The sequence below is a fragment of the Azoarcus sp. TTM-91 genome (assembly GCF_012911025.1).
GTDB lineage: Bacteria > Pseudomonadota > Gammaproteobacteria > Burkholderiales > Rhodocyclaceae > Azoarcus.
Map to the genome: position 1 here is coordinate 1 of NZ_WUEI01000016.1, position 17,913 is coordinate 17,913.

The window sequence follows — 17,913 nt, forward strand, 5'->3', positions numbered from 1 at the left end:
CTGCCGCCCATCGCCCTTGCGTCCCTCGCCGGTACCGGGGCGGGCAATTATAGGACGCACCCCGTACCCGGACCACGGCGGACAGCCTTTGTTTCAACCGCTGGCGTTTTTTCTTCCCGCCCCGGTACCGGCGAGGGACGCAAGGGCGATGGGCGGCAGCGGTGGCCAGGGCCGCCGCATGCGCTCAGCGCTGGACGACGAAGGGCTTGAGCTTGAGCACCGCGGCGATGCGGTCCGCCGCGCTGCGGGCTTCGTCCACGCTGGCGTAGGGCCCGGCGTGCAGGCGGAAGCGGCCGCCGTCGGCGTACAGCTCCAGGCTCTGGGCGAAGGCGGCCAGTTCCTTGGCCACGGTGTCGCGGAAGCCCTCGGCGTTGTCGCGCGAGGAAAAGGCGCCAAGCTGCAGGAAGATGCCGGTGCCGGTCGCCGAGCTGGGCGGCTTCAGCGCCGGTTCGCCGGATTCGCCCGGCGCGCCGGCCAGCGGCGCGAGCTGGGCGGCGCTCGGCCCGCTGCGGCCGGGCAGCGGCGGCACCGGGTCGGTGTCGGCATACATCGGCAGTTCGCCCGGCAGGATCTGCTCCACCTCCACCTCGGTGCTGCCGCTGTTCACATAGCCAAGCTTGTAGGCGGCGGTGTAGGAGAGGTCCATCACCCGGCCCTTGTGGAAAGGGCCGCGGTCGTTGATGCGCACCACCACCGAGCGGCCGGTGGCGACGCTGGTGACGCGGGCGTAACTGGGAATCGGCAGCGTCGGATGCGCAGCGGTCATCGCGTACATGTCGTAGGGCTCGCCGCTGGAAGTGGCCTGGCCGTGGAAGCGGCGGCCGTACCAGCTGGCGACGCCGCGCTCGCGATAGGGCGCGAGCACGGTTGCCGGCACGTAGTTCTGGCCGAAGACGTTGTACGGGCGGTTGGCGAAACGGTGCAGCGGCTCCAGCTTCGGCTGGGCATCCGGTATCAGTTCCAGGTTATCCGGCGGTATGTCGTCCGGGCCGTCGTCCTTGTAGTAGCCGCCGCTGCGGCGGGTGCTGGCCTTGGGCGGCACGGCCGGCGCTTCGCTGCGCGGGCCGCTGCTGCCGCTGGCAGTGCTGTCCGGCGCACGGGTGGGCGTGCTGCTGCAAGCGCTCAGCAGGGCGCAGGCGGTGGCCGCGCACAGCAGGCTGAGGGGAGAGGCGGGGCGAAAGGCGGCGTTGCGGCGCGCCCCGGCCACCAGGGCTGCGGAGGGTCGTAGTGTCGTCATCTCGTTCGCCGCAGCCTACTTGGGAGACGAGAGGCGGCTGCGCTGTATGCTCATCAGGATACCCACCCCGAGACACAGGGTGACGAGGGCGGTTCCCCCGTAGCTCACGAAAGGCAGCGGCACGCCCACCACCGGCAGGATGCCGCTCACCATGCCCATGTTCACGAAAGCATAGGTGAAGAAGATCATGGTGATCGCCCCGCCGAGCAGTTTGCTCGCCAGTGTGGGGGCATTGATCGAGATCTGGAAGCCGCGCGCCAGCAGCAGCACGTAGATGATGAGCAGCACGATGGTGCCGACCAGCCCCAGCTCTTCCGCCAGCACGGCGAAGATGAAGTCGGTGTGGCGTTCGGGCAGGAAGGCGAGGTGGGTCTGGGTTCCGGCCATCCAGCCCTTGCCGAGCACGCCGCCGGAGCCGATGGCGATGGTGGACTGGATGATGTGGAAGCCCTTGCCCAGCGGATCCTGGGTCGGATCCAGCAGGGTGCACACCCGGTGCTTCTGGTACTCGCGCATGCCGTACCAGTCCACGCCCGGCTGGCACAGGGTGTCGCCGAAGGCGACGATGCTGCCGATGCCGATGATGCCGACCAGCGCCACCGGCACGATCAGCTTCCACGACAGGCCGGCGAAGAAGATCACATAGAAGCCGGCGGCGGTCACCAGCAGGCTGGTGCCCAGGTCGGGCTGGATCAGGATCAGCCCCACCGGCACCACCAGCAGCAGGCCGGCGACGATGAAGTCGCGGAAGGCGATCTGGCCCTCGCGCTGCTGGAAGTACCAGGCCAGCATCAGCGGCATGGCGATTTTCATCAGCTCGGAAGGCTGGATGCGGGTGACGCCGACGTGCAGCCAGCGCTGCGCGCCTTTGGACACCTCGCCGAACAGCTCCACCGCCACCAGCAGCACCACGCCGACGATATACAGCGGCAGCGCCAGCGACAGCATGCGCTGGCTGGAGATGGTCGCCGCCACCCACATCGCCGCCAGCGCCACCACGGTGTTGATGGCCTGCGCCTCCAGCCGGTCGGGCGAGGCGCTGATCATCAGGAAGTAGGCGTAGCCCAGCAGCGCGCCCAGGATCAGCATCAGCTGCGGATCGATGGGGCGCAGGAAAGCGCGCAGCAGGCCCAGCGGGTGGAAGCGGCTCTCGGTCATTCGTCGCTCTCCGCGGCGTCCACGTCTTCGGCTGCGGGCTGGTTGGGGCGCTTGCCGAGCAGGTAGTAATCCATCACCAGGCGGGCGATGGGCGCGGCCGACTGGGCACCGAAACCGCCGTTCTCCACCAGCACCGCCAGCGCGATCTTGGGCTCTTCCGCCGGCGCGTAGGCGATGAACCAGGAGTGGTCTCGCAAGCGCTCGCTGACCCGGCCCTCGACGTACTTCGCGCCCTTGAGCGAGAACACCTGGGCGGTGCCGGTCTTGCCGCCGACCGAATACGGCGCGTTGCCGAAGGCGCGGGCGCCGGTGCCGGCCTTGGTCACGTCCACCATGGCGGAGCGCACCGTGGCCACATGCTCCGGCTTGAGCCCGAGCTGGCGTATCGGCTCCGGCTCCACCACCCGCTTGGCGCTACTGCGGTTATCCACCACATGACGCACCAGGTGCGGCCGGTACACATTGCCGCCATTCACCACCGCTGCCAAGGCGTTGGCCATCTGCAGCGGGGTATAGGCGTTGTAGCCCTGGCCGATGCCTACCGAGATCGTCTCGCCACCGAACCAGCGCTGCTGCTCCGGCCGGCGGAAGCGGCGCTTCTTCCAGTCTGGCGACGGCAGCACGCCTTCCGCTTCGCCGGGGATGTCGATGCCGGTACGCGAGCCGAAGCCCAACGGCGACATGAAGCGGGCGATGCCCTCGATGCCGAGATCGTTGGCGAGCTGGTAGTAATAGGTATTGCAGGACACGACGATGGACTTGTGCAGATCCACCATGCCGTGGCCACCCACTTTGTCGTCCATGAAGCGGTGACCGCCGAAGGCGAAGAAGCCGGGGTCGGCGATGGCCTGGCCGGCGGTGCGCTTGCCGGTGGTCAGCCCCGCCAGCGCCATGAAGGGCTTGAAGGTGGAACCGGGCGGATAGGCGCTGAAGATGGCGCGGTTGAGCAGCGGGTGATCGGGCGAATCGTTCAGTGCCTTCCAGTCCTGGGTGGAGATGCCGTCCACGAACAGGTTGGGATCGAAGGTAGGGGTGGACACCAGCGCCAGCACGCCGCCGGTAGCGGGCTCTATCGCCACCATGGCGCCGCGGCGGTTGCCGAAGGCGGCCTCGGCCACCTTCTGCAGCTCGATGTCCAGTGTCAGCTCCAGGTCGTTACCAGCCATGGCCGAGGTGCGCGACAGCCGCCGCACCGCGCGGCCGCCGGCATTGACCTCCACCTGCTCGACGCCAGTGGTGCCATGCAGCTCGGCCTCGTAGGACTGCTCCAGGCCACTCTTGCCGATGTACTCCGAGCCGCGATAGTTGGCAGTTTCGCCGCGCTCCTCGATGCGCTCCACGTCACGGTCATTGATGCGGCCGATGTAACCGACCACATGGGAGGCGGTGGCGCCTTGCGGATAATCCCGGAACAGCCGCGCCTGCACCTCCACGCCCGGGAAGCGGTAGCGCTGCGAAATGAAGCGCGCCACTTCGTCGTCGCTCAGGCGGGTACGTATGGGAACGCTCTCGAAGTTGCGGCTTTCTTCGAGGATTTTGCGGAAACGCCTGCGATCGCGCTGCTCTATGGTCAGCACTTCCGAGAGACGATCTATGGTTTCGTCCAGGTTGCCGGCGCGCGAAGGCGTGATCTCCAGCGTGTAGGCGGCATAGTTGCGCGCCAGCACCACGCCGTTGCGGTCCACGATGCTGCCGCGGTTGGGAACCACCGGCAGCAGGGCGATGCGGTTGTCCTCCGCCCGGGTATGGAAGTAGTCGTGCCGCACCACTTGGAGGTAGTAGAAGCGGGCGGCGAGCAGGCCGAAGCAGACGAGGACGAACAGCCCGGCCACCACCACCCGGCGGCGAAAGCGCCAACTCTCCTGGTCGGGGGTGCGGAACTCCGTCATTGCGCGCGCCGGCTCAGATGGGACGGTTGTCGTCCCGCTCCACCGGCTGGTACTGCGGCAGCAGCAGCAGGAAGCTCATCGGCGCCCACAACAGCACGCTGGTGAAGCTGGAGAGGAAGTACAGCCAGCCGGGAAACTCGGCGCCGGCCAGCAGGCGCACGGTCACCATCAGCAACTGGGCAGCCAGCAGCATGGGCAGCACGTGCAGCGCCTGCTGCAGCAGCGGGAACCACATCAGCCGGCGGGCGAAACGCCCGGCCAGGTAGGCCACCACCACATAGGCCAGCGCATGCTGCCCCATGGCCGCGCCCTGGCCGATGTCCACCAGCAGACCGAAAACGAAGCCGGCCCCCATGCCGATGCGCAGCGGCTCGCGGATGCACCAGAAGGCCAGCACCAGCGCCACCCAGTCGGGCACGCCGGGAAAGGTGCCGGTGGGCACGTAGGCGAAACCCAGCGTCAGGATGAGGCTGAAATAAATGAACCACAGCTTGACCGGCAGCAGGATGCGGCTGGAACGGTTGGTCGGTTGCATGTCAGTCCTCCGGACCGTTCACGGCCACGCCGCCGCGGAGCAGGCAGGGCGTGCGATGCGACGAACGCTTCATCTCAGGGCGCCTCGGCCTTCTCTGCCGGGGCCGCCTGGGGCAACGGCGGCGGCAATTCCGCACGGCCCAGCACCAACACCTGCACACTGCGTTCGATGCCGGCCAGCGGCTCGCAGACGATGCGGGCGAAGGCCTCCGCCTCCCGGTCCACCGCCGCCACCTCGGCCACCGGCAGGCCGGGCAGGAAGACACCGTCCAGCCCGGAGGTGACCAAGCGGTCGCCCGGCTGGATGTCCGCGCTGGCGATCACGAAACGCAGCTCCAGCCGCCCCTGGCCGGAGCCGAACAGCACGCCGCGCAGGCCATTGCGCAGCACCTGCACCGGGATCGCCTGGTTGCGGTCGGTCAGCAGCGTGACTTCGGACTGGATGGGATAGACCCGCGTCACCTGGCCGATCACGCCCTTGGCGTCCACCACCGCCAGCCCCGGCTCCACCCCTTCCTGGGCGCCGCGGTCGAGGATGACCTTGCGCGAGAACGGGTCCGGCGCGTTGTAGAGGATTTCTGCCGCCACGCTGCGCACGCCCACCCGCTGCGACATCTCGAGCAGGCCGCGCAACTGCTGGTTTTCCTGCTCCAGCTGCTCGAAGCGCAGCAGGCGCTCCCCACTGCCCAACTGCTGGCGGCGCAGGTCGGCATTGTCCAGCTGCACCTGGATCAGGGTAGCGAAGTAGTGGGACGCGTTGCGCACGAAGTCGGCCGGTTTGGCCGCCGCCATCTGCAGCGGGTAAGTGGCGACCGACAGGCCTTGCCGCAGCACTTCCAGGTAGCGGAACTTCAGGTCCGCCACCAGCAGCGTCAGGCAGATGCACACGAGCAGCATCAGCCGCGCCAAAGGCGCAGGGCCGCGCTTGAAGATCGGAGGCGGTTGATGGCCGACTAAGGACATCGCGGGATTCGGGGGTCGGCGTGAAAGAAAGGAAACTGCGGTGGCTTAAGGCCGGGGCCCGCGCCCGGCCTCGCCGGGCACGGCTGTGCAGAGCTCAGTCGGAAGTGAAGATGGAACCCAGCTTGTCCATCTTTTCCAGCGCCATGCCGCAGCCACGGGCCACGCAGGTGAGCGGCTCGTCGGCGACGATCACCGGCAGGCCGGTCTCTTCCATCAGCAGCCGGTCCAGGTCACGCAGCAGCGCGCCGCCGCCGGTCAGCACCATGCCGCGGTCGGCGATGTCGGCGCCCAGTTCCGGCGGCGTCTGCTCCAGCGCGATCTTCACCGCGGACACGATCTGGTTCAGCGGCTCGGTCAGCGCCTCCAGGATTTCGTTCGAGGAAATGGTGAAGCTGCGCGGAATGCCCTCGGCGAGGTTGCGCCCCTTCACTTCCATCTCGCGCACTTCCGAACCGGGGAAGGCGGAGCCGATTTCCTTCTTGATGTTCTCGGCGGTGGTGTCGCCGATCAGCATGCCGTAGTTGCGGCGGATGTAATTGACGATGGCGTCGTCGAACTTGTCGCCGCCGACGCGCACGCTGCCGGCGTACACCATGCCGCCCAGCGAGATCACGCCCACCTCGGTAGTGCCGCCGCCGATATCCACCACCATGGAGCCGGTCGCGTCCGACACCGGCAGGCCGGCGCCGATCGCCGCCGCCATCGGCTCCTCGATCAGGTAGACCTGAGAGGCGCCCGCCGCCAGGGCTGCGTCGCGGATCGCGCGGCGTTCGACCTGGGTGGAGCCGCAGGGCACGCAGATGATGATGCGCGGGCTGGGCGACAGCAGACGGGAGTCATGCACCCGCTTGATGAACTGCTTGATCATCTGCTCGGTGACGACGAAGTCGGCGATGACGCCATCTTTCATCGGCCGGATCGCGGTGATGTTGCCGGGCGTCTTGCCCAGCATCTGCTTGGCGGCATGGCCCACCGCCTGGATGGTGCGCTTGGCGTTCGGCCCGCCTTCGGTGCGGATCGCCACCACCGAAGGCTCGTCCAGCACGATGCCTTTGCCGCGGACGTAGATCAGGGTGTTGGCCGTGCCGAGGTCGATCGCCAAGTCGTTGGAGAAATAGGAGCGCAGAAAGCCGAACATGGAAAATTCCGAAACCGGTGGAGAGGGTGCATCGCCCGGGCGCGAGCGGCAACGGGACTGCCCCCGAACGGGGGAAACGATTATGATAACCTACAAACCTTTGTCGACTAAGCAGGTTTTTGTTAACTCATGTCGCTCTCCAACGAACAAGTCGGGCACGTCGCGCGCCTCGCCCGCATCGCCCTGACCGAGGCAGAAACCGAGGCGACCCGGCGCAAGCTCGACGGCATTTTCGGCCTCATCGAGCAGATGCAGGCGGTGGATACCACCGGCGTCGAGCCCATGAGCCATCCGCAGGAACTCGCCACCCGCCTGCGCGAGGACGCCGTCATCGAAACCGATAGACGCGCCGCCTTCCAGGCCGCCGCCCCGCAGACCGAGGCCGGACTTTACCTGGTCCCCAAAGTCATCGAATGACCTGGCCGGCCGCGGCAGACTCAGCGTCGCCGCCGCCAGCCCTCTCCGTTTCCCAGCGACCATGATCAACGCCAGTCTCAAGACCTTGCGCGCAGCACTCGACGCGCGGCAGATATCGAGCGTGGAACTCGCCACTTTGTTCCTCGACCGCATCCAGGCCGCCAATCCGGCGCTGAACGCCTTCATCACGGTGGACGGCGACGGCGCCCTTGCCGCCGCCCGGGCTGCGGATGAACGCATCGCCGCCGGCCAGGCCGGCCCGCTTACCGGCATTCCGCTGGCTCACAAGGATGTGTTCTGCACCGAAGGCGTGCTGACCACCTGCGGCTCGCGAATGCTGGCCAACTTCGTCAGCCCCTACGACGCCCACGTGGTCACCCAGCTGAAGGCCGCCGGCGCGGTCACCCTGGGCAAGACCAATATGGATGAGTTCGCCATGGGCTCGTCCAACGAGAACTCCTGGTTCGGCCCCGCGCGCAATCCCTGGAACACCGCCAAGGTGCCCGGCGGCTCCTCCGGTGGTTCGGCGGCGGCGGTGGCCGCGCGCCTGGCACCCGTCGCCACCGGCACCGACACCGGCGGCTCGGTGCGCCAGCCGGCCGCACTCACCGGCATCACCGGCATCAAGCCCACCTACGGCGTGGTCAGCCGCTACGGCATGATCGCCTACGCCTCCTCGCTGGATCAGGCCGGCGCCTTCGCCGCCTCGGCCGAAGACTGCGCGCCGCTGCTCAGCGCCATGGCCGGCTTCGATCCGCGCGACTCCACCAGCCTGGAGCGTCCGACCGAGGACTATGGCCGCCTGCTCGCCGCGCCCGCCGGCAACAAGCCGCTCCAAGGCCTGCGCATCGGCCTGCCGCGAGAGTTCTTCGGCCCCGGCATGGCGGACGATGTGCGCGCCACGGTGGAGGCCGCGCTGGCGCAGTACCGTGCGCTGGGCGCCATCACCGTGGATGTGGATCTGCCCAACGCCAGGCTGGCCATTCCCGCCTATTACGTGATCGCCCCGGCCGAAGCCTCCAGCAACCTGTCTCGCTTCGACGGCGTGCGCTACGGCCACCGCGCCGCCGAGTATGGCGATCTCAACGACATGTACTGCAGGAGCCGCGCCGAAGGCTTCGGCGACGAGGTCAAACGCCGCATCCTGGTCGGCACCTACGTGCTGTCCCACGGCTACTACGACGCCTACTACCTGCAGGCGCAGAAGCTGCGCCGGCTGATCGCCGAGGACTTCCGCGCCGCCTTCACCCAGTGCGACGTCATCGCCGGCCCCACCAGCCCGACCACGGCCTGGGGAATCGGCGAGAAAACCGACGACCCGGTGCAGATGTACCTGTCTGACATCTACACCATCGCGGTGAACCTCGCCGGCCTGCCCGGCCTGTCGCAGCCCTGCGGCTTCGGCGCGGACGGACTGCCGGTGGGCCTGCAACTGATCGGCGACTACTTCAGCGAGGCCGGCCTGCTCAACGCCGCGCACCGCTACCAGCAGGCCACCGACTGGCACCTGCGCCGGCCGGAAGGCACCGCCTGAGATGGCCGTAGCCCTGCGGCTCCGCCTTTCGCCGCGGCAGGCAGCCGGCCTCGCGGCCGCCCTGCTGCTGGCGGCCTGCGGCACGCCCGGCCCCAAGCCGGGCGGCGACAGCGCGCCGGTGCCGGAAGAGGTGCTGGAGCGCCCGTCCGAAGCCAAGAGTCAGCTTAAGCCGATGCCGATAGAACCGCTGAACGTGAAGGCGGACTGCGCCTTCACCGACGAAGCCGGCTACTCGGCCCGCACCAGGCTGGACGTCAGCTACGCCGAGGTGCGCGCCTTCTCCGCCCGGGTGGATGTACCGCGCCGCGGCAACTGCCACTTCGACCTGGGCGATTTCCACCAGGTCAAACGCGAACCGCACGTGGAGCTGCGCGCCAGGGACGGCTGCACCGTCAGCATGTGGGAACAGGGCGACCAGGTCACCGTGGCCTTCACCCAGTGTGCCAGCCGCTGCAGCCACGGCACCTTCGAATACGTATGGCCGATCCTGCTGGACCGGTCCAGCGGCCAGTGCCACTGACCGCCTGAAACAACGGAAACGACCATGAGCAGAACCGATTGGGAAGTCGTCATCGGGCTGGAAGTGCATAGCCAGCTCAACACCGCCTCCAAGATCTTCTCCGGCGCCTCCACCGCCTTCGGCGCCGAACCCAATGTGCAGGCCAGCGCGGTGGATATCGCGCTGCCGGGCGTGCTGCCGGTGCTCAACCGCGGCGCGGTCGAGCGCGCCATCCGCTTCGGCCTCGCCATCGGCGCAACGGTGGCGCCGAAGAGCGTGTTCGCGCGCAAGAATTACTTCTACCCCGACCTGCCCAAGGGCTACCAGATCAGCCAGTTCGAGCTGCCGGTGGTACAGGGCGGCGCCATCACCATCCGCGTCGGTGAAGGCGACAAGGCCTACGAGAAGACGGTGCAGCTCACCCGCGCCCACCTGGAAGAGGACGCCGGCAAGAGCCTGCACGAAGACTTCCACGGCATGAGCGGCATCGACCTCAATCGCGCCGGCACCCCGCTGCTGGAAATCGTCTCCGAGCCGGACATGCGCTCTTCCGCCGAAGCGGTGGCCTATGCCCGCGCGCTGCATGCGCTGGTGCGCTGGATCGACATCTGCGACGGCAACATGCAGGAAGGCTCCTTCCGCTGCGACGCCAACGTCTCGGTGCGCCCGCGCGGTCAGGAAAAGTTCGGCACCCGCCGCGAGATCAAGAACCTCAACTCCTTCCGCTTCCTGCAACAGGCCATCGACTACGAAGTGCAGTGGCAGATCGAGCGCCTGGAAGACGGCGGCACCATCCAGCAAGCCACCGTGCTGTTCGACCCGGACAGCGGTGAGACGCGGATGATGCGCTCCAAGGAAGACGCCCACGACTACCGCTACTTCCCCGACCCAGACCTGCTGCCGCTGGTGATCTCCGAGGAGTGGATCGCCCGCGTGCGCGGCGGAATGCCGGAACTGCCGGAAGCGATGAAGGCGCGCTTCGTCGCCGACTTCGGCCTCTCCGCCTACGACGCCACCACGCTGACCGCGTCCAAGGAGGTGGCGGCTTACTTCCAGGCCACGGTGGACGCCGCTGGCAAGGCCAATGCCAAGCTCTGCGCCAACTGGGTCATGGGCGAACTCGCGGCGCGGTTGAACAAGGCCGAGCTGGACATCGCCGCCTCGCCTGTGGCGCCGGCCCAGCTCGCCGGCATGGTCGCCCGTATCGCCGACAACACCATCTCCAACGCCATCGCCAAGAAGGTGTTCGAAGCGCTGTGGAACGGCGAAGGTGGCGACGGCGCCGATGCCGCCGACCAGGTCATCGACTGCCAAGGCCTCAAGCAGGTGACCGACAGCGGCGCCATCGAAGGCCTGATCGACGAAGTGCTGGCGGCCAATCCGAAGTCGGTGGAAGAATTCCGCGCCGGCAAGGAGAAGGCCTTCAACGCCCTGGTCGGCCAGGTCATGAAAGCCAGCAAAGGTAAGGCCAACCCCGGCCAGGTGAACGAACTGCTGCGGCGCAAGCTCCAAGCCTGAGTATCCGGAGATCGTCGATGAAACACCTCAAGCCCGCCACCGCCCTTGCCACCCTGCTCGCCACCGCCGCTCTGCTGCCGGCCGCCGCCGGCGCCGCTGATTCGCTGCACAACCTGCCCAAGCTTGCCCCCGGGCTGTGGGAAATGAAGAGCACCATCGCCGAGATGGGCGGTCTCGGCCAGAGCCTGCAGATCTGCATCGGCGAAGACGGCGGCGACCTCGCCGCCCAAGCCTCCAAGGCCAGCGGCGAATGCAGCCGCCGCGACGTTTCCCGCAATGGCAGCCAGATCGTGCTCGATGCCGTGTGCCCGGTGGAAGGCAGCACCGCCACGGTGCACGCCACCTTCTCCGGCGACTTCAACAGCCGCTTCACCGGCGACGTGCGCAGCACCTATTCGCCCCCTATGCACGGCCTCGCCAGCACCACCATGCAGCAGGAAGCTCGCCGCCTCGGCCCCTGCGCCGCCGGCCAGAAGCCGGGGGAAGTGGTACGCCAGGGCATACACGGCATCAACGTGGACGAACTGCTGAAGAAGCTGCCGCGCTGAAGCAAGGCGCCGGCGGCGCGCCCTCCCGTGGCGCCCTCGCCCGTCCGGGGGAGCCGCCGCCCGGCATGGCTATAATCGTCTAACGTTATATCCACCGTCGCGGAGTCCTCCGATGTGCCAGCTGCTCGGCATGAACTGCAATGTGCCGACCGACATCTGCTTTTCCTTCACCGGCTTCCGCGCCCGGGGCGGGCTGACGGACCATCACCGTGACGGCTGGGGCATCGCCTTCTTCGAGGGCCGCGGCGCCCGTGTCTTCCTGGAGCCCCGGGCCAGCGCGGATTCGCCGGTGGCGGAGCTGGTGCGCCACTATCCGATACGTTCGCTCAACGTCATCGCCCACATCCGCAAGGCCACCCAGGGCGAAATCCGGCTGGAGAACACCCACCCCTTCCAGCGCGAGCTGTGGGGCCGCTACTGGATCTTCGCCCACAACGGCAACCTGGTGGATTACCTGCCGGCGCTGTCCGGCCGCTTCAGCCCGGTCGGCACCACCGACTCGGAGCGCGCCTTCTGTCACATCCTGGACCGCTTCGCCCAGCGCTTTCCCGACGCCCAACCGGCACCAGCCGAGCTGCACGCGATACTGCGCGAGCTGGCGGTGGAAATCGGCAGCCACGGCGAATTCAACTTCCTGCTGTCCGACGGTGACCGCCTGTACGCCCACTGCGCCTCGCGCCTGAGCTACGTGATCCGGCAGGCGCCCTTTCCGGTCGCGCACCTGTCCGACCAGGATCTGACGGTGGACTTCAACCTCGTTGCCACCCCGATGGACCGCGTCGCCGTCATCGCCACCACACCGCTGACCGACAACGAGACCTGGCACACGATGGAACCGGGCTCGCTGCTGACCTTCTGCCACGGCGCCCTGGTATCGCTGGGCGAAAACCGCACCCTCGCGTCGCCCGGCACCTGCATCCCTGCCTGCAATGGGCAGTCGAATGCGTAAATGTTCCTTAGCCGGATTCATGCGGGCGCGATAAAGTAGGCAACCGCCAAGTCAGCCCCCGGAGACCTCCCAAATGGCCTGCCCCTTGTGTCGCGCCGACGACGAAACCGTGCTGTGGCACGACGACCGTTGCCGCGTCATCCTGGCCAGGGAGGCAGCCCATCCCGGCTTCTGCCGTGTCATCTGGAATGAACATGTGGCGGAGATGAGCGATCTGCCGGCGGCCGACCGCCAGCATCTGATGGACGTAGTGCTGGCCACCGAGCAGGCGCTGCGCGCCGAAATGCACCCGGACAAGATCAATCTCGCCAGCTTCGGCAACATGGTGCCCCACCTGCACTGGCATGTGATCCCCCGCTACAGCGACGACCGCCACTTCCCGGAGTCGGTCTGGGGGCCGGTACAGCGCGACGGCGTGATCCACCCCGCGCCCGACGCAGCCGTGCTTTCCGGCGCCATCGGTCGCGCCCTGTCAACGCTCACCCACCGGTAACGCCCCGCCCGGAGCCGCCATGGATTACCGTAATCCAGCCGAGTGCCTGAACCTGCTGCACAGCCTGCGCCCGGAAAAGCCGGAGGAAACCCAGGTGGCGCTGGCGGCCATCGTCTCCGGCCTGCTCGCCTCCTTTCCCGCACCCAACCAGCACCTGGAGGTGCTGGAAGCCGCCCGCAGCCTGGCCGCGGCGGTACAAGTCGAACTCTCGCGCTGCTATACCGCCCATCCGCTGCCGCCGGACAGCCTGGAGAACGAGATCCTGGAGCGGGTTGCCAGCCTATGGCGCAACCTCTCCCGCTCCTATGGCCGCATCGCCCGCGCCGATGCCCAGGAAGGCACGCTGGACGACCAACGCGCCCTGCTCGCCCAGCGCCGTACCTACTACGCCGGACAGGCGCTGCTCGAGTTCTTCCGCGCCCACCGGGCGGTACCCACCGGTTACTGGGCGGAAGTGCACGAATGCCTCGCCGACGCAGAGCGCGCCGGCGTTGCCCGCGTTCGCGTCGCCGATCCGCTCAACGATGTGTGGAAGGCGCAGAGCCCGATGGAGGCACACGTCGCCATCCTGCTCACCGATCTCGCCAACCCTTACGGTCGCGGCGAACGCCAGCTGGCCTGGGCCTGCCGCTGGGCCCAGCGCTTCGCCCCCTATTGCACGCTGGACACCGACATCGATGCGCCCAAGCCCACGGCCTATGGCCTGGACCTAAACGCCGACCACGGGCTGCGACCGCTGGGCCTGCAGAGCCCATCCCCCAGCCTGCGCCGCTTCGACGGCAGCAAGCTGGCCAGCCAGATCCAGGCGGTACTGACCCAGTTCAAGCAAGGAGTACAGCCAGCCTCCCTCGGCCTGGGCGACGACTGTCCGCTGGACGCCTGCTCGCGGCTGCTGCTCTCGCTCTACCGGCCATGGGGCCTGGCCGCTGCCGGCAGGCGCTTCCCGCGCCGCGGCAGCCAGGGCGGCCTGGACATCTGCAGCGACTGGCTGGCCATCGGCTTCCATGTGCATGGCGGCGTGTTCGAACAGCCCCGTGCTTCGACGTACACGGTCGGCTCCGGCATTCGCAAGGACATCTCACTGCTGACCTTCGGCGAACGCGCACCGGCAGCCAGCGATGCCGGCTTCAGCGAATCGCGGCGCCAACGGGAGGCAGAGAAGCTGGGCTTCGTCTGCGAACGCTGGGAAGTGCTGGACCAGTCCGTCGGCGGTTTCCGCATCCAGCAGCGGCCGCGGGCAGAGCGCCTGGAGCACCACCAACTGGTGGGGCTACGGCCACAGGATGGCGACTGCTTCCTGCTCGGCCACATCAGCTGGCTGATGTTCCGCGCCGACGGCTGCCTGGAGGCCGGCGTGCATGTACTGACCGGCGTGCCGCGGGTGGTAGCCGCCCGCCCGCTGGCGCTGCACGCCGGGCTGCGCGATCCCTATCTGCAGGCTTTCATGCTGCCGGCCACGCCGGCACTGCGCACCGGCGCCTCCATCGTGTTGTCGGCCGGCTGGTTCCAGCCCAGCCGGGTGCTGGAGGTTCACAATGCGGAAACCGGCGAGAACGAGCAGATCCGCCTGGGCAAATTGCTGCTGCGCGGCACCAACTTCGATCAGGCCAGCTTCGAGAAGCTACCGCACGAACCCGGCGCTTAAGCCTTGAAACGGGAACTGGGGAAGCGCACGGCGAAGCGGCTGCCTTCGCCCGGCCGGCTGTTGATCGACAACTCCGCCTGGTGGCGGGTAAGGATGTGCTTGACGATGGCCAGCCCCAGGCCGGTGCCGCCGGTTTCCCGCGAGCGGCCGCGATCCACCCGGTAGAAGCGCTCGGTCAGCCGCGGCAGATGTTCCGGGGCAATGCCGATGCCGGTGTCCGTTACCGAGAATTCACCGCCGCCGCTTTCGTCCCGCCGCCAGGCGATGCAGATGCGGCCACCCTCCGGCGTGTAGCGGACCGCGTTGCTACCGAGGTTGGAGAAGGCGCTGTCCAGCTCCTTCTGGCTGCCGAGCAGCATGCCATCGCCTTCCATGCTCAGCTCCACCTGGTGCCGGCCGGCGGAGAGCAGTTCCACTTCACGCGCGACCTCCCGCACCAGTTCAACCACATCTATCTTCTCTTCCGCTGGCGCTGGCGCGCCCGTCTCCAGCGCGGACAGCGTCAGCAAGTCGTCGATCAGGCGGCGCATGCGCGACGACTGCTCGTCGGCGAGACGGAGGAAGTGGATCACGTCTTCCCGGGAGTAGTCATCCAGGCCGTCGATCAGGGTTTCGAGGAAACCACCCACCACTGTCAGCGGCGTGCGCAATTCGTGGGAGACGTTGGCGACGAAATCGCGCCGCATGGTTTCCAGCCGCTCCAACTGGGAGATGTCCCGCGACAGCACCATCTTCTGATCGTCGCCGAAGGGCACCACCTGGATCTGCAGCGTCAGCCCACCACGGCGCCCCGCCTGCAGCACCAATGGCTCGCTGAAGTGGTTGGAGGCGAGGTAGGCGACGAACTCCGGCTGTCTGACCAGATTGGTGACCGGCGCGCCGATATCGTGCTGGCGATTGAGGCCGAAGTGCTGCTCGGCCTTGAGGTTGATCCACTCTATGGTGTCGGTGTCGGACAGGTACATGACGCCATCGGGCATCGCCTGGCTGGCATCATGGAAACGCTCCAGCGCGGTGGAAAGGCGGTCGCGCATGTCGTAGGCCAACCGTGCGCGGCGGCCGAGATCGGCGAAGATCATGTCCCAGGTGCCGAAGGCACGCGGCAGCGGCGAACCGACCGGCTCCCGCGCCCAATGCACCAACCGCTGCAGGTTCCTGAGGTGATGCCAGCCCAGCAGCAGCAACCCCAGCACCATGATGAACAGCCCCCAGCTGATGCCGGCGAAAGCCGCCACCACCAGGGCCAGCAGCAGCACCAGGGCGAGGGAGGACAACGCCCCTGTCCAGATATAACGCAGCGAACGGATGATGGCCTCCCGGCGCCGGTTCAGAGAATGGAAGCGCGGATTATCGCACCGCGGGCGCGGTGTCGGCCTGGGACGAAAAGCGGTAACCGCTGCCGCGCACTGTCTGGATCAGGCTATCGTGGCCCGAGGGTTCCAGCGCACAGCGCAGCCGCCGGATATGGACGTCGACCGTGCGTTCTTCGACGAACACATGGTCGCCCCACACCTGGTCCAACAGTTGGGCCCGGGAATGGACCCGCTCCGGGTGCGTCATCAGGAAATGCAACAGGCGGAACTCGGTGGGCCCCAGGGCAAGCGCTATCTCGCCGGCACTGATGCGATGCGTGGCCGGGTCCAGGCGCAGGCCGCCCAACTCCACCGCATCCTCGGTCACCTGCGGCGCACGGCGGCGCAGCACCGCCTTGATCCGCGCCACCAGCTCACGCGGGCTGAAAGGCTTGGTGATGTAGTCGTCCGCCCCGGTCTCCAACCCAGCCACCTTGTCCTGCTCTTCGCCGCGGGCGGTAAGCATGATGATGGGAATGCTGCGGGTGCGCTCCTCGGCGCGCAGCCGGCGGGCGAACTCCATGCCCGACATGCCGGGCAGCATCCAGTCCAGCAACACGAGATCAGGCAGTGCATCGCGCACGATACGCTGGGCCGCCTCGGCATCCGCGGCGCGCAGCACATGATGGCCGGCACGCGCGAGGTTGGCGGCGATCAGTTCCTGAATCGCCGGTTCGTCTTCCACGAGCAAGATGTTGGCAGGCATGAGCACCCTCCGATTGACCCGCGGCAGTGTATTTCAGCAATTTGAAGCTTTCATGACACGTCACGCCGGTGCAATACAAGTGCGGCGGCCCGCTCGCGGCAAAGCGGTCCAAGCCTTCGGGTATCATGGGCGCCTCGTAATTGAGGCTGCAGCCATGGCCGGACTGGACAAGGACACCCCGCTTCCTACTGCGATCACCCTGCATCGCAAGTCACGCATCCTGGAAATCGCCTTCGACGACGGCAGTAGATTCGAGCTGCCCTTCGAATTCCTGCGCGTGTATTCCCCTTCCGCCGAAGTCCGGGGCCACGGCCCCGGCCAGGAAGTGCTGCAACTCGGCAAGCGCGAGGTGGAAGTGCTCGGGCTGGAACCGGTCGGCAACTATGCCCTCAAGCCCAGCTTCTCCGACGGCCACGACAGCGGCCTCTATTCCTGGGACTACCTCTACATGCTGGGGCGCGACCAGGCCACGCTGTGGCAAACCTACCTCGACCGGCTCGCCCAGGAAGGCGGCAGCCGCGACTCCAAGGACGTTCCCCCGCCAGCGCCCAAAGGCGGCTGCGGCCACCACCACTGAGTTTCCGATGAGCGATAAGACTACCCATTTCGGCTTCCAGACCGTCGCCGAAGAACAGAAGAAGGACAAGGTCAAGGAGGTCTTCTCCTCGGTCGCCCAGCGCTACGACGTCATGAACGACCTGATGTCCTTCGGCCTGCACCGCCTCTGGAAGGCCTTCACCATCCAGATCTCGGGGGTCCGCGAAGGTGACCGCGTGCTGGATGTGGCAGGCGGTACCGCCGACCTGTCGCTGGCCTTCTCGCGCAAGGTCGGCCCCCGCGGCCAGGTCTGGCTGACCGACATCAACCACGCCATGCTGTCCCGTGGGCGCGATCGCGTCTACGACAAGGGCCAGCCGCTGCCGGTGGCCCAATGCGACGCAGAAAAACTGCCCTTCCCGGACGACTGGTTCGACTGCGTCACCGTCGCCTTCGGCCTGCGCAACATGACGCACAAGGACGCCGCACTGGCGGAAATGCGCCGCGTGCTGCGCCCCGGCGGCCGCCTGCTGGTGCTTGAGTTCTCCCGTGTGTGGAAGCCGCTGGCGCCGCTCTACGATCTCTACTCCTTCAAGATACTGCCGTGGATGGGCGACAAGGTCGCCAACGACGCCGACAGCTACCGCTACCTCGCCGAATCCATCCGCATGCACCCGGGCCAGGAAGAACTGAAGAGCATGATGGAACAAGCCGGCCTCTCTCGTGTCGACTACTTCAACCTCAGCGCGGGCGTCGTCGCCCTGCACCGCGGTTACAAGATCTGAAACCAGGAGAC

At 67.5% G+C, this 17,913-nt stretch carries 18 protein-coding genes; 10 read left to right on the top strand and 8 right to left on the bottom strand.

Going from position 1 to position 17,913, the window contains the following annotated elements; all coding sequences use genetic code 11:
- Positions 1 to 184: 184 nt before the first annotated feature.
- The 6 genes from GRF61_RS06920 to GRF61_RS06945 form a co-directional block, all read right to left on the bottom strand.
- Positions 185 to 1,237, bottom strand: a complete 1,053-nt coding sequence (locus GRF61_RS06920) for a septal ring lytic transglycosylase RlpA family protein (RefSeq protein ID WP_169149942.1) — start codon at positions 1,235 to 1,237, stop codon at positions 185 to 187.
- 15 nt (positions 1,238 to 1,252) lie between these two features.
- Positions 1,253 to 2,395: a rod shape-determining protein RodA gene (gene rodA / locus GRF61_RS06925; RefSeq protein ID WP_169149943.1), complete on the bottom strand. Its 1,143-nt coding sequence runs from the start codon at positions 2,393 to 2,395 to the stop codon at positions 1,253 to 1,255.
- Positions 2,392 to 4,284, bottom strand: a complete 1,893-nt coding sequence (gene mrdA / locus GRF61_RS06930; RefSeq protein WP_169149944.1) for a penicillin-binding protein 2 — start codon at positions 4,282 to 4,284, stop codon at positions 2,392 to 2,394. Before mrdA ends, rodA begins: the two co-directional genes overlap by 4 nt.
- A gap of 13 nt (positions 4,285 to 4,297) precedes the next feature.
- Positions 4,298 to 4,819, bottom strand: a complete 522-nt coding sequence (gene mreD / locus GRF61_RS06935) for a rod shape-determining protein MreD (RefSeq protein WP_169149945.1) — start codon at positions 4,817 to 4,819, stop codon at positions 4,298 to 4,300.
- Positions 4,820 to 4,893: 74 nt separating this feature from the next.
- Positions 4,894 to 5,781: a rod shape-determining protein MreC gene (gene mreC, locus GRF61_RS06940; RefSeq protein ID WP_169149946.1), complete on the bottom strand. Its 888-nt coding sequence runs from the start codon at positions 5,779 to 5,781 to the stop codon at positions 4,894 to 4,896.
- Between the two features lie 94 nt (positions 5,782 to 5,875).
- Positions 5,876 to 6,919 (bottom strand): rod shape-determining protein, encoded by a 1,044-nt coding sequence (locus GRF61_RS06945; protein WP_169149947.1) that lies wholly within the window; start codon positions 6,917 to 6,919, stop codon positions 5,876 to 5,878.
- 129 nt (positions 6,920 to 7,048) lie between these two features.
- Here GRF61_RS06945 and gatC point away from each other — a divergent pair, with 129 nt between their 5' ends.
- The 8 genes from gatC (at position 7,049) to GRF61_RS06985 (ending at position 14,522) form a co-directional block, all read left to right on the top strand.
- Complete coding sequence (gatC, locus tag GRF61_RS06950) at positions 7,049 to 7,336, top strand: Asp-tRNA(Asn)/Glu-tRNA(Gln) amidotransferase subunit GatC (RefSeq protein ID WP_169149948.1); 288 nt, start codon at positions 7,049 to 7,051, stop codon at positions 7,334 to 7,336.
- A gap of 61 nt (positions 7,337 to 7,397) precedes the next feature.
- A complete protein-coding gene (gene gatA, locus GRF61_RS06955) occupies positions 7,398 to 8,870 on the top strand; it encodes an Asp-tRNA(Asn)/Glu-tRNA(Gln) amidotransferase subunit GatA (RefSeq protein ID WP_169149949.1) in 1,473 nt (490 codons plus the stop codon).
- Between the two features lies 1 nt (position 8,871).
- The gene (locus GRF61_RS06960; RefSeq protein ID WP_169149950.1) at positions 8,872 to 9,390 is read left to right on the top strand and encodes a hypothetical protein; all 519 of its coding nucleotides are present in this window, start codon (positions 8,872 to 8,874) and stop codon (positions 9,388 to 9,390) included.
- Between the two features lie 24 nt (positions 9,391 to 9,414).
- Positions 9,415 to 10,887 (top strand): Asp-tRNA(Asn)/Glu-tRNA(Gln) amidotransferase subunit GatB, encoded by a 1,473-nt coding sequence (gatB, locus tag GRF61_RS06965; protein ID WP_169149951.1) that lies wholly within the window; start codon positions 9,415 to 9,417, stop codon positions 10,885 to 10,887.
- Between the two features lie 17 nt (positions 10,888 to 10,904).
- Complete coding sequence (locus tag GRF61_RS06970) at positions 10,905 to 11,435, top strand: DUF3617 family protein (protein WP_169149952.1); 531 nt, start codon at positions 10,905 to 10,907, stop codon at positions 11,433 to 11,435.
- 112 nt (positions 11,436 to 11,547) lie between these two features.
- Positions 11,548 to 12,384 carry a class II glutamine amidotransferase gene (locus tag GRF61_RS06975; protein WP_169149953.1) on the top strand — a complete coding sequence of 279 codons (837 nt, stop codon included), beginning with the start codon at positions 11,548 to 11,550 and terminating at the stop codon, positions 12,382 to 12,384.
- Positions 12,385 to 12,457: 73 nt separating this feature from the next.
- Positions 12,458 to 12,877, top strand: coding sequence for an HIT family protein (locus GRF61_RS06980; RefSeq protein ID WP_169149954.1), 420 nt, complete (start codon positions 12,458 to 12,460; stop codon positions 12,875 to 12,877).
- Positions 12,878 to 12,896: 19 nt separating this feature from the next.
- Positions 12,897 to 14,522, top strand: a complete 1,626-nt coding sequence (locus tag GRF61_RS06985) for a hypothetical protein (protein WP_169149955.1) — start codon at positions 12,897 to 12,899, stop codon at positions 14,520 to 14,522.
- Here GRF61_RS06985 and phoR read toward each other — a convergent pair.
- Together phoR and phoB are read right to left on the bottom strand one after the other, a co-directional pair.
- Positions 14,519 to 15,796 (bottom strand): phosphate regulon sensor histidine kinase PhoR, encoded by a 1,278-nt coding sequence (phoR, locus tag GRF61_RS06990; protein WP_248281147.1) that lies wholly within the window; start codon positions 15,794 to 15,796, stop codon positions 14,519 to 14,521. The genes GRF61_RS06985 and phoR overlap by 4 nt on opposite strands.
- 73 nt (positions 15,797 to 15,869) lie before the next feature.
- Positions 15,870 to 16,580 (bottom strand): phosphate regulon transcriptional regulator PhoB, encoded by a 711-nt coding sequence (gene phoB, locus GRF61_RS06995; protein WP_169149956.1) that lies wholly within the window; start codon positions 16,578 to 16,580, stop codon positions 15,870 to 15,872.
- A gap of 154 nt (positions 16,581 to 16,734) precedes the next feature.
- Between phoB and GRF61_RS07000 the strand changes: the two genes are divergently transcribed.
- Together GRF61_RS07000 and ubiE are read left to right on the top strand one after the other, a co-directional pair.
- On the top strand, positions 16,735 to 17,157 hold the full coding sequence (locus GRF61_RS07000) for a DUF971 domain-containing protein (RefSeq protein ID WP_169149957.1): 423 nt from the start codon (positions 16,735 to 16,737) through the stop codon (positions 17,155 to 17,157).
- 7 nt (positions 17,158 to 17,164) lie between these two features.
- On the top strand, positions 17,165 to 17,902 hold the full coding sequence (gene ubiE, locus GRF61_RS07005) for a bifunctional demethylmenaquinone methyltransferase/2-methoxy-6-polyprenyl-1,4-benzoquinol methylase UbiE (protein ID WP_169149958.1): 738 nt from the start codon (positions 17,165 to 17,167) through the stop codon (positions 17,900 to 17,902).
- Positions 17,903 to 17,913 lie beyond the last annotated feature (11 nt).

Bases quoted from the DNA above. Each gene is read 5' to 3' on its own strand.
- GRF61_RS06920 (WP_169149942.1), bottom strand. From the start codon at position 1,237: ATGACGACACTACGACCCTCCGCAGCCCTGGTGGCCGGGGCGCGCCGC.
- rodA (WP_169149943.1), bottom strand. From the start codon at position 2,395: ATGACCGAGAGCCGCTTCCACCCGCTGGGCCTGCTGCGCGCTTTCCTG.
- mrdA (WP_169149944.1), bottom strand. From the start codon at position 4,284: ATGACGGAGTTCCGCACCCCCGACCAGGAGAGTTGGCGCTTTCGCCGC.
- mreD (WP_169149945.1), bottom strand. From the start codon at position 4,819: ATGCAACCGACCAACCGTTCCAGCCGCATCCTGCTGCCGGTCAAGCTG.
- mreC (WP_169149946.1), bottom strand. From the start codon at position 5,781: ATGTCCTTAGTCGGCCATCAACCGCCTCCGATCTTCAAGCGCGGCCCT.
- GRF61_RS06945 (WP_169149947.1), bottom strand. From the start codon at position 6,919: ATGTTCGGCTTTCTGCGCTCCTATTTCTCCAACGACTTGGCGATCGAC.
- gatC (WP_169149948.1), top strand. From the start codon at position 7,049: ATGTCGCTCTCCAACGAACAAGTCGGGCACGTCGCGCGCCTCGCCCGC.
- gatA (WP_169149949.1), top strand. From the start codon at position 7,398: ATGATCAACGCCAGTCTCAAGACCTTGCGCGCAGCACTCGACGCGCGG.
- GRF61_RS06960 (WP_169149950.1), top strand. From the start codon at position 8,872: ATGGCCGTAGCCCTGCGGCTCCGCCTTTCGCCGCGGCAGGCAGCCGGC.
- gatB (WP_169149951.1), top strand. From the start codon at position 9,415: ATGAGCAGAACCGATTGGGAAGTCGTCATCGGGCTGGAAGTGCATAGC.
- GRF61_RS06970 (WP_169149952.1), top strand. From the start codon at position 10,905: ATGAAACACCTCAAGCCCGCCACCGCCCTTGCCACCCTGCTCGCCACC.
- GRF61_RS06975 (WP_169149953.1), top strand. From the start codon at position 11,548: ATGTGCCAGCTGCTCGGCATGAACTGCAATGTGCCGACCGACATCTGC.
- GRF61_RS06980 (WP_169149954.1), top strand. From the start codon at position 12,458: ATGGCCTGCCCCTTGTGTCGCGCCGACGACGAAACCGTGCTGTGGCAC.
- GRF61_RS06985 (WP_169149955.1), top strand. From the start codon at position 12,897: ATGGATTACCGTAATCCAGCCGAGTGCCTGAACCTGCTGCACAGCCTG.
- phoB (WP_169149956.1), bottom strand. From the start codon at position 16,580: ATGCCTGCCAACATCTTGCTCGTGGAAGACGAACCGGCGATTCAGGAA.
- GRF61_RS07000 (WP_169149957.1), top strand. From the start codon at position 16,735: ATGGCCGGACTGGACAAGGACACCCCGCTTCCTACTGCGATCACCCTG.
- ubiE (WP_169149958.1), top strand. From the start codon at position 17,165: ATGAGCGATAAGACTACCCATTTCGGCTTCCAGACCGTCGCCGAAGAA.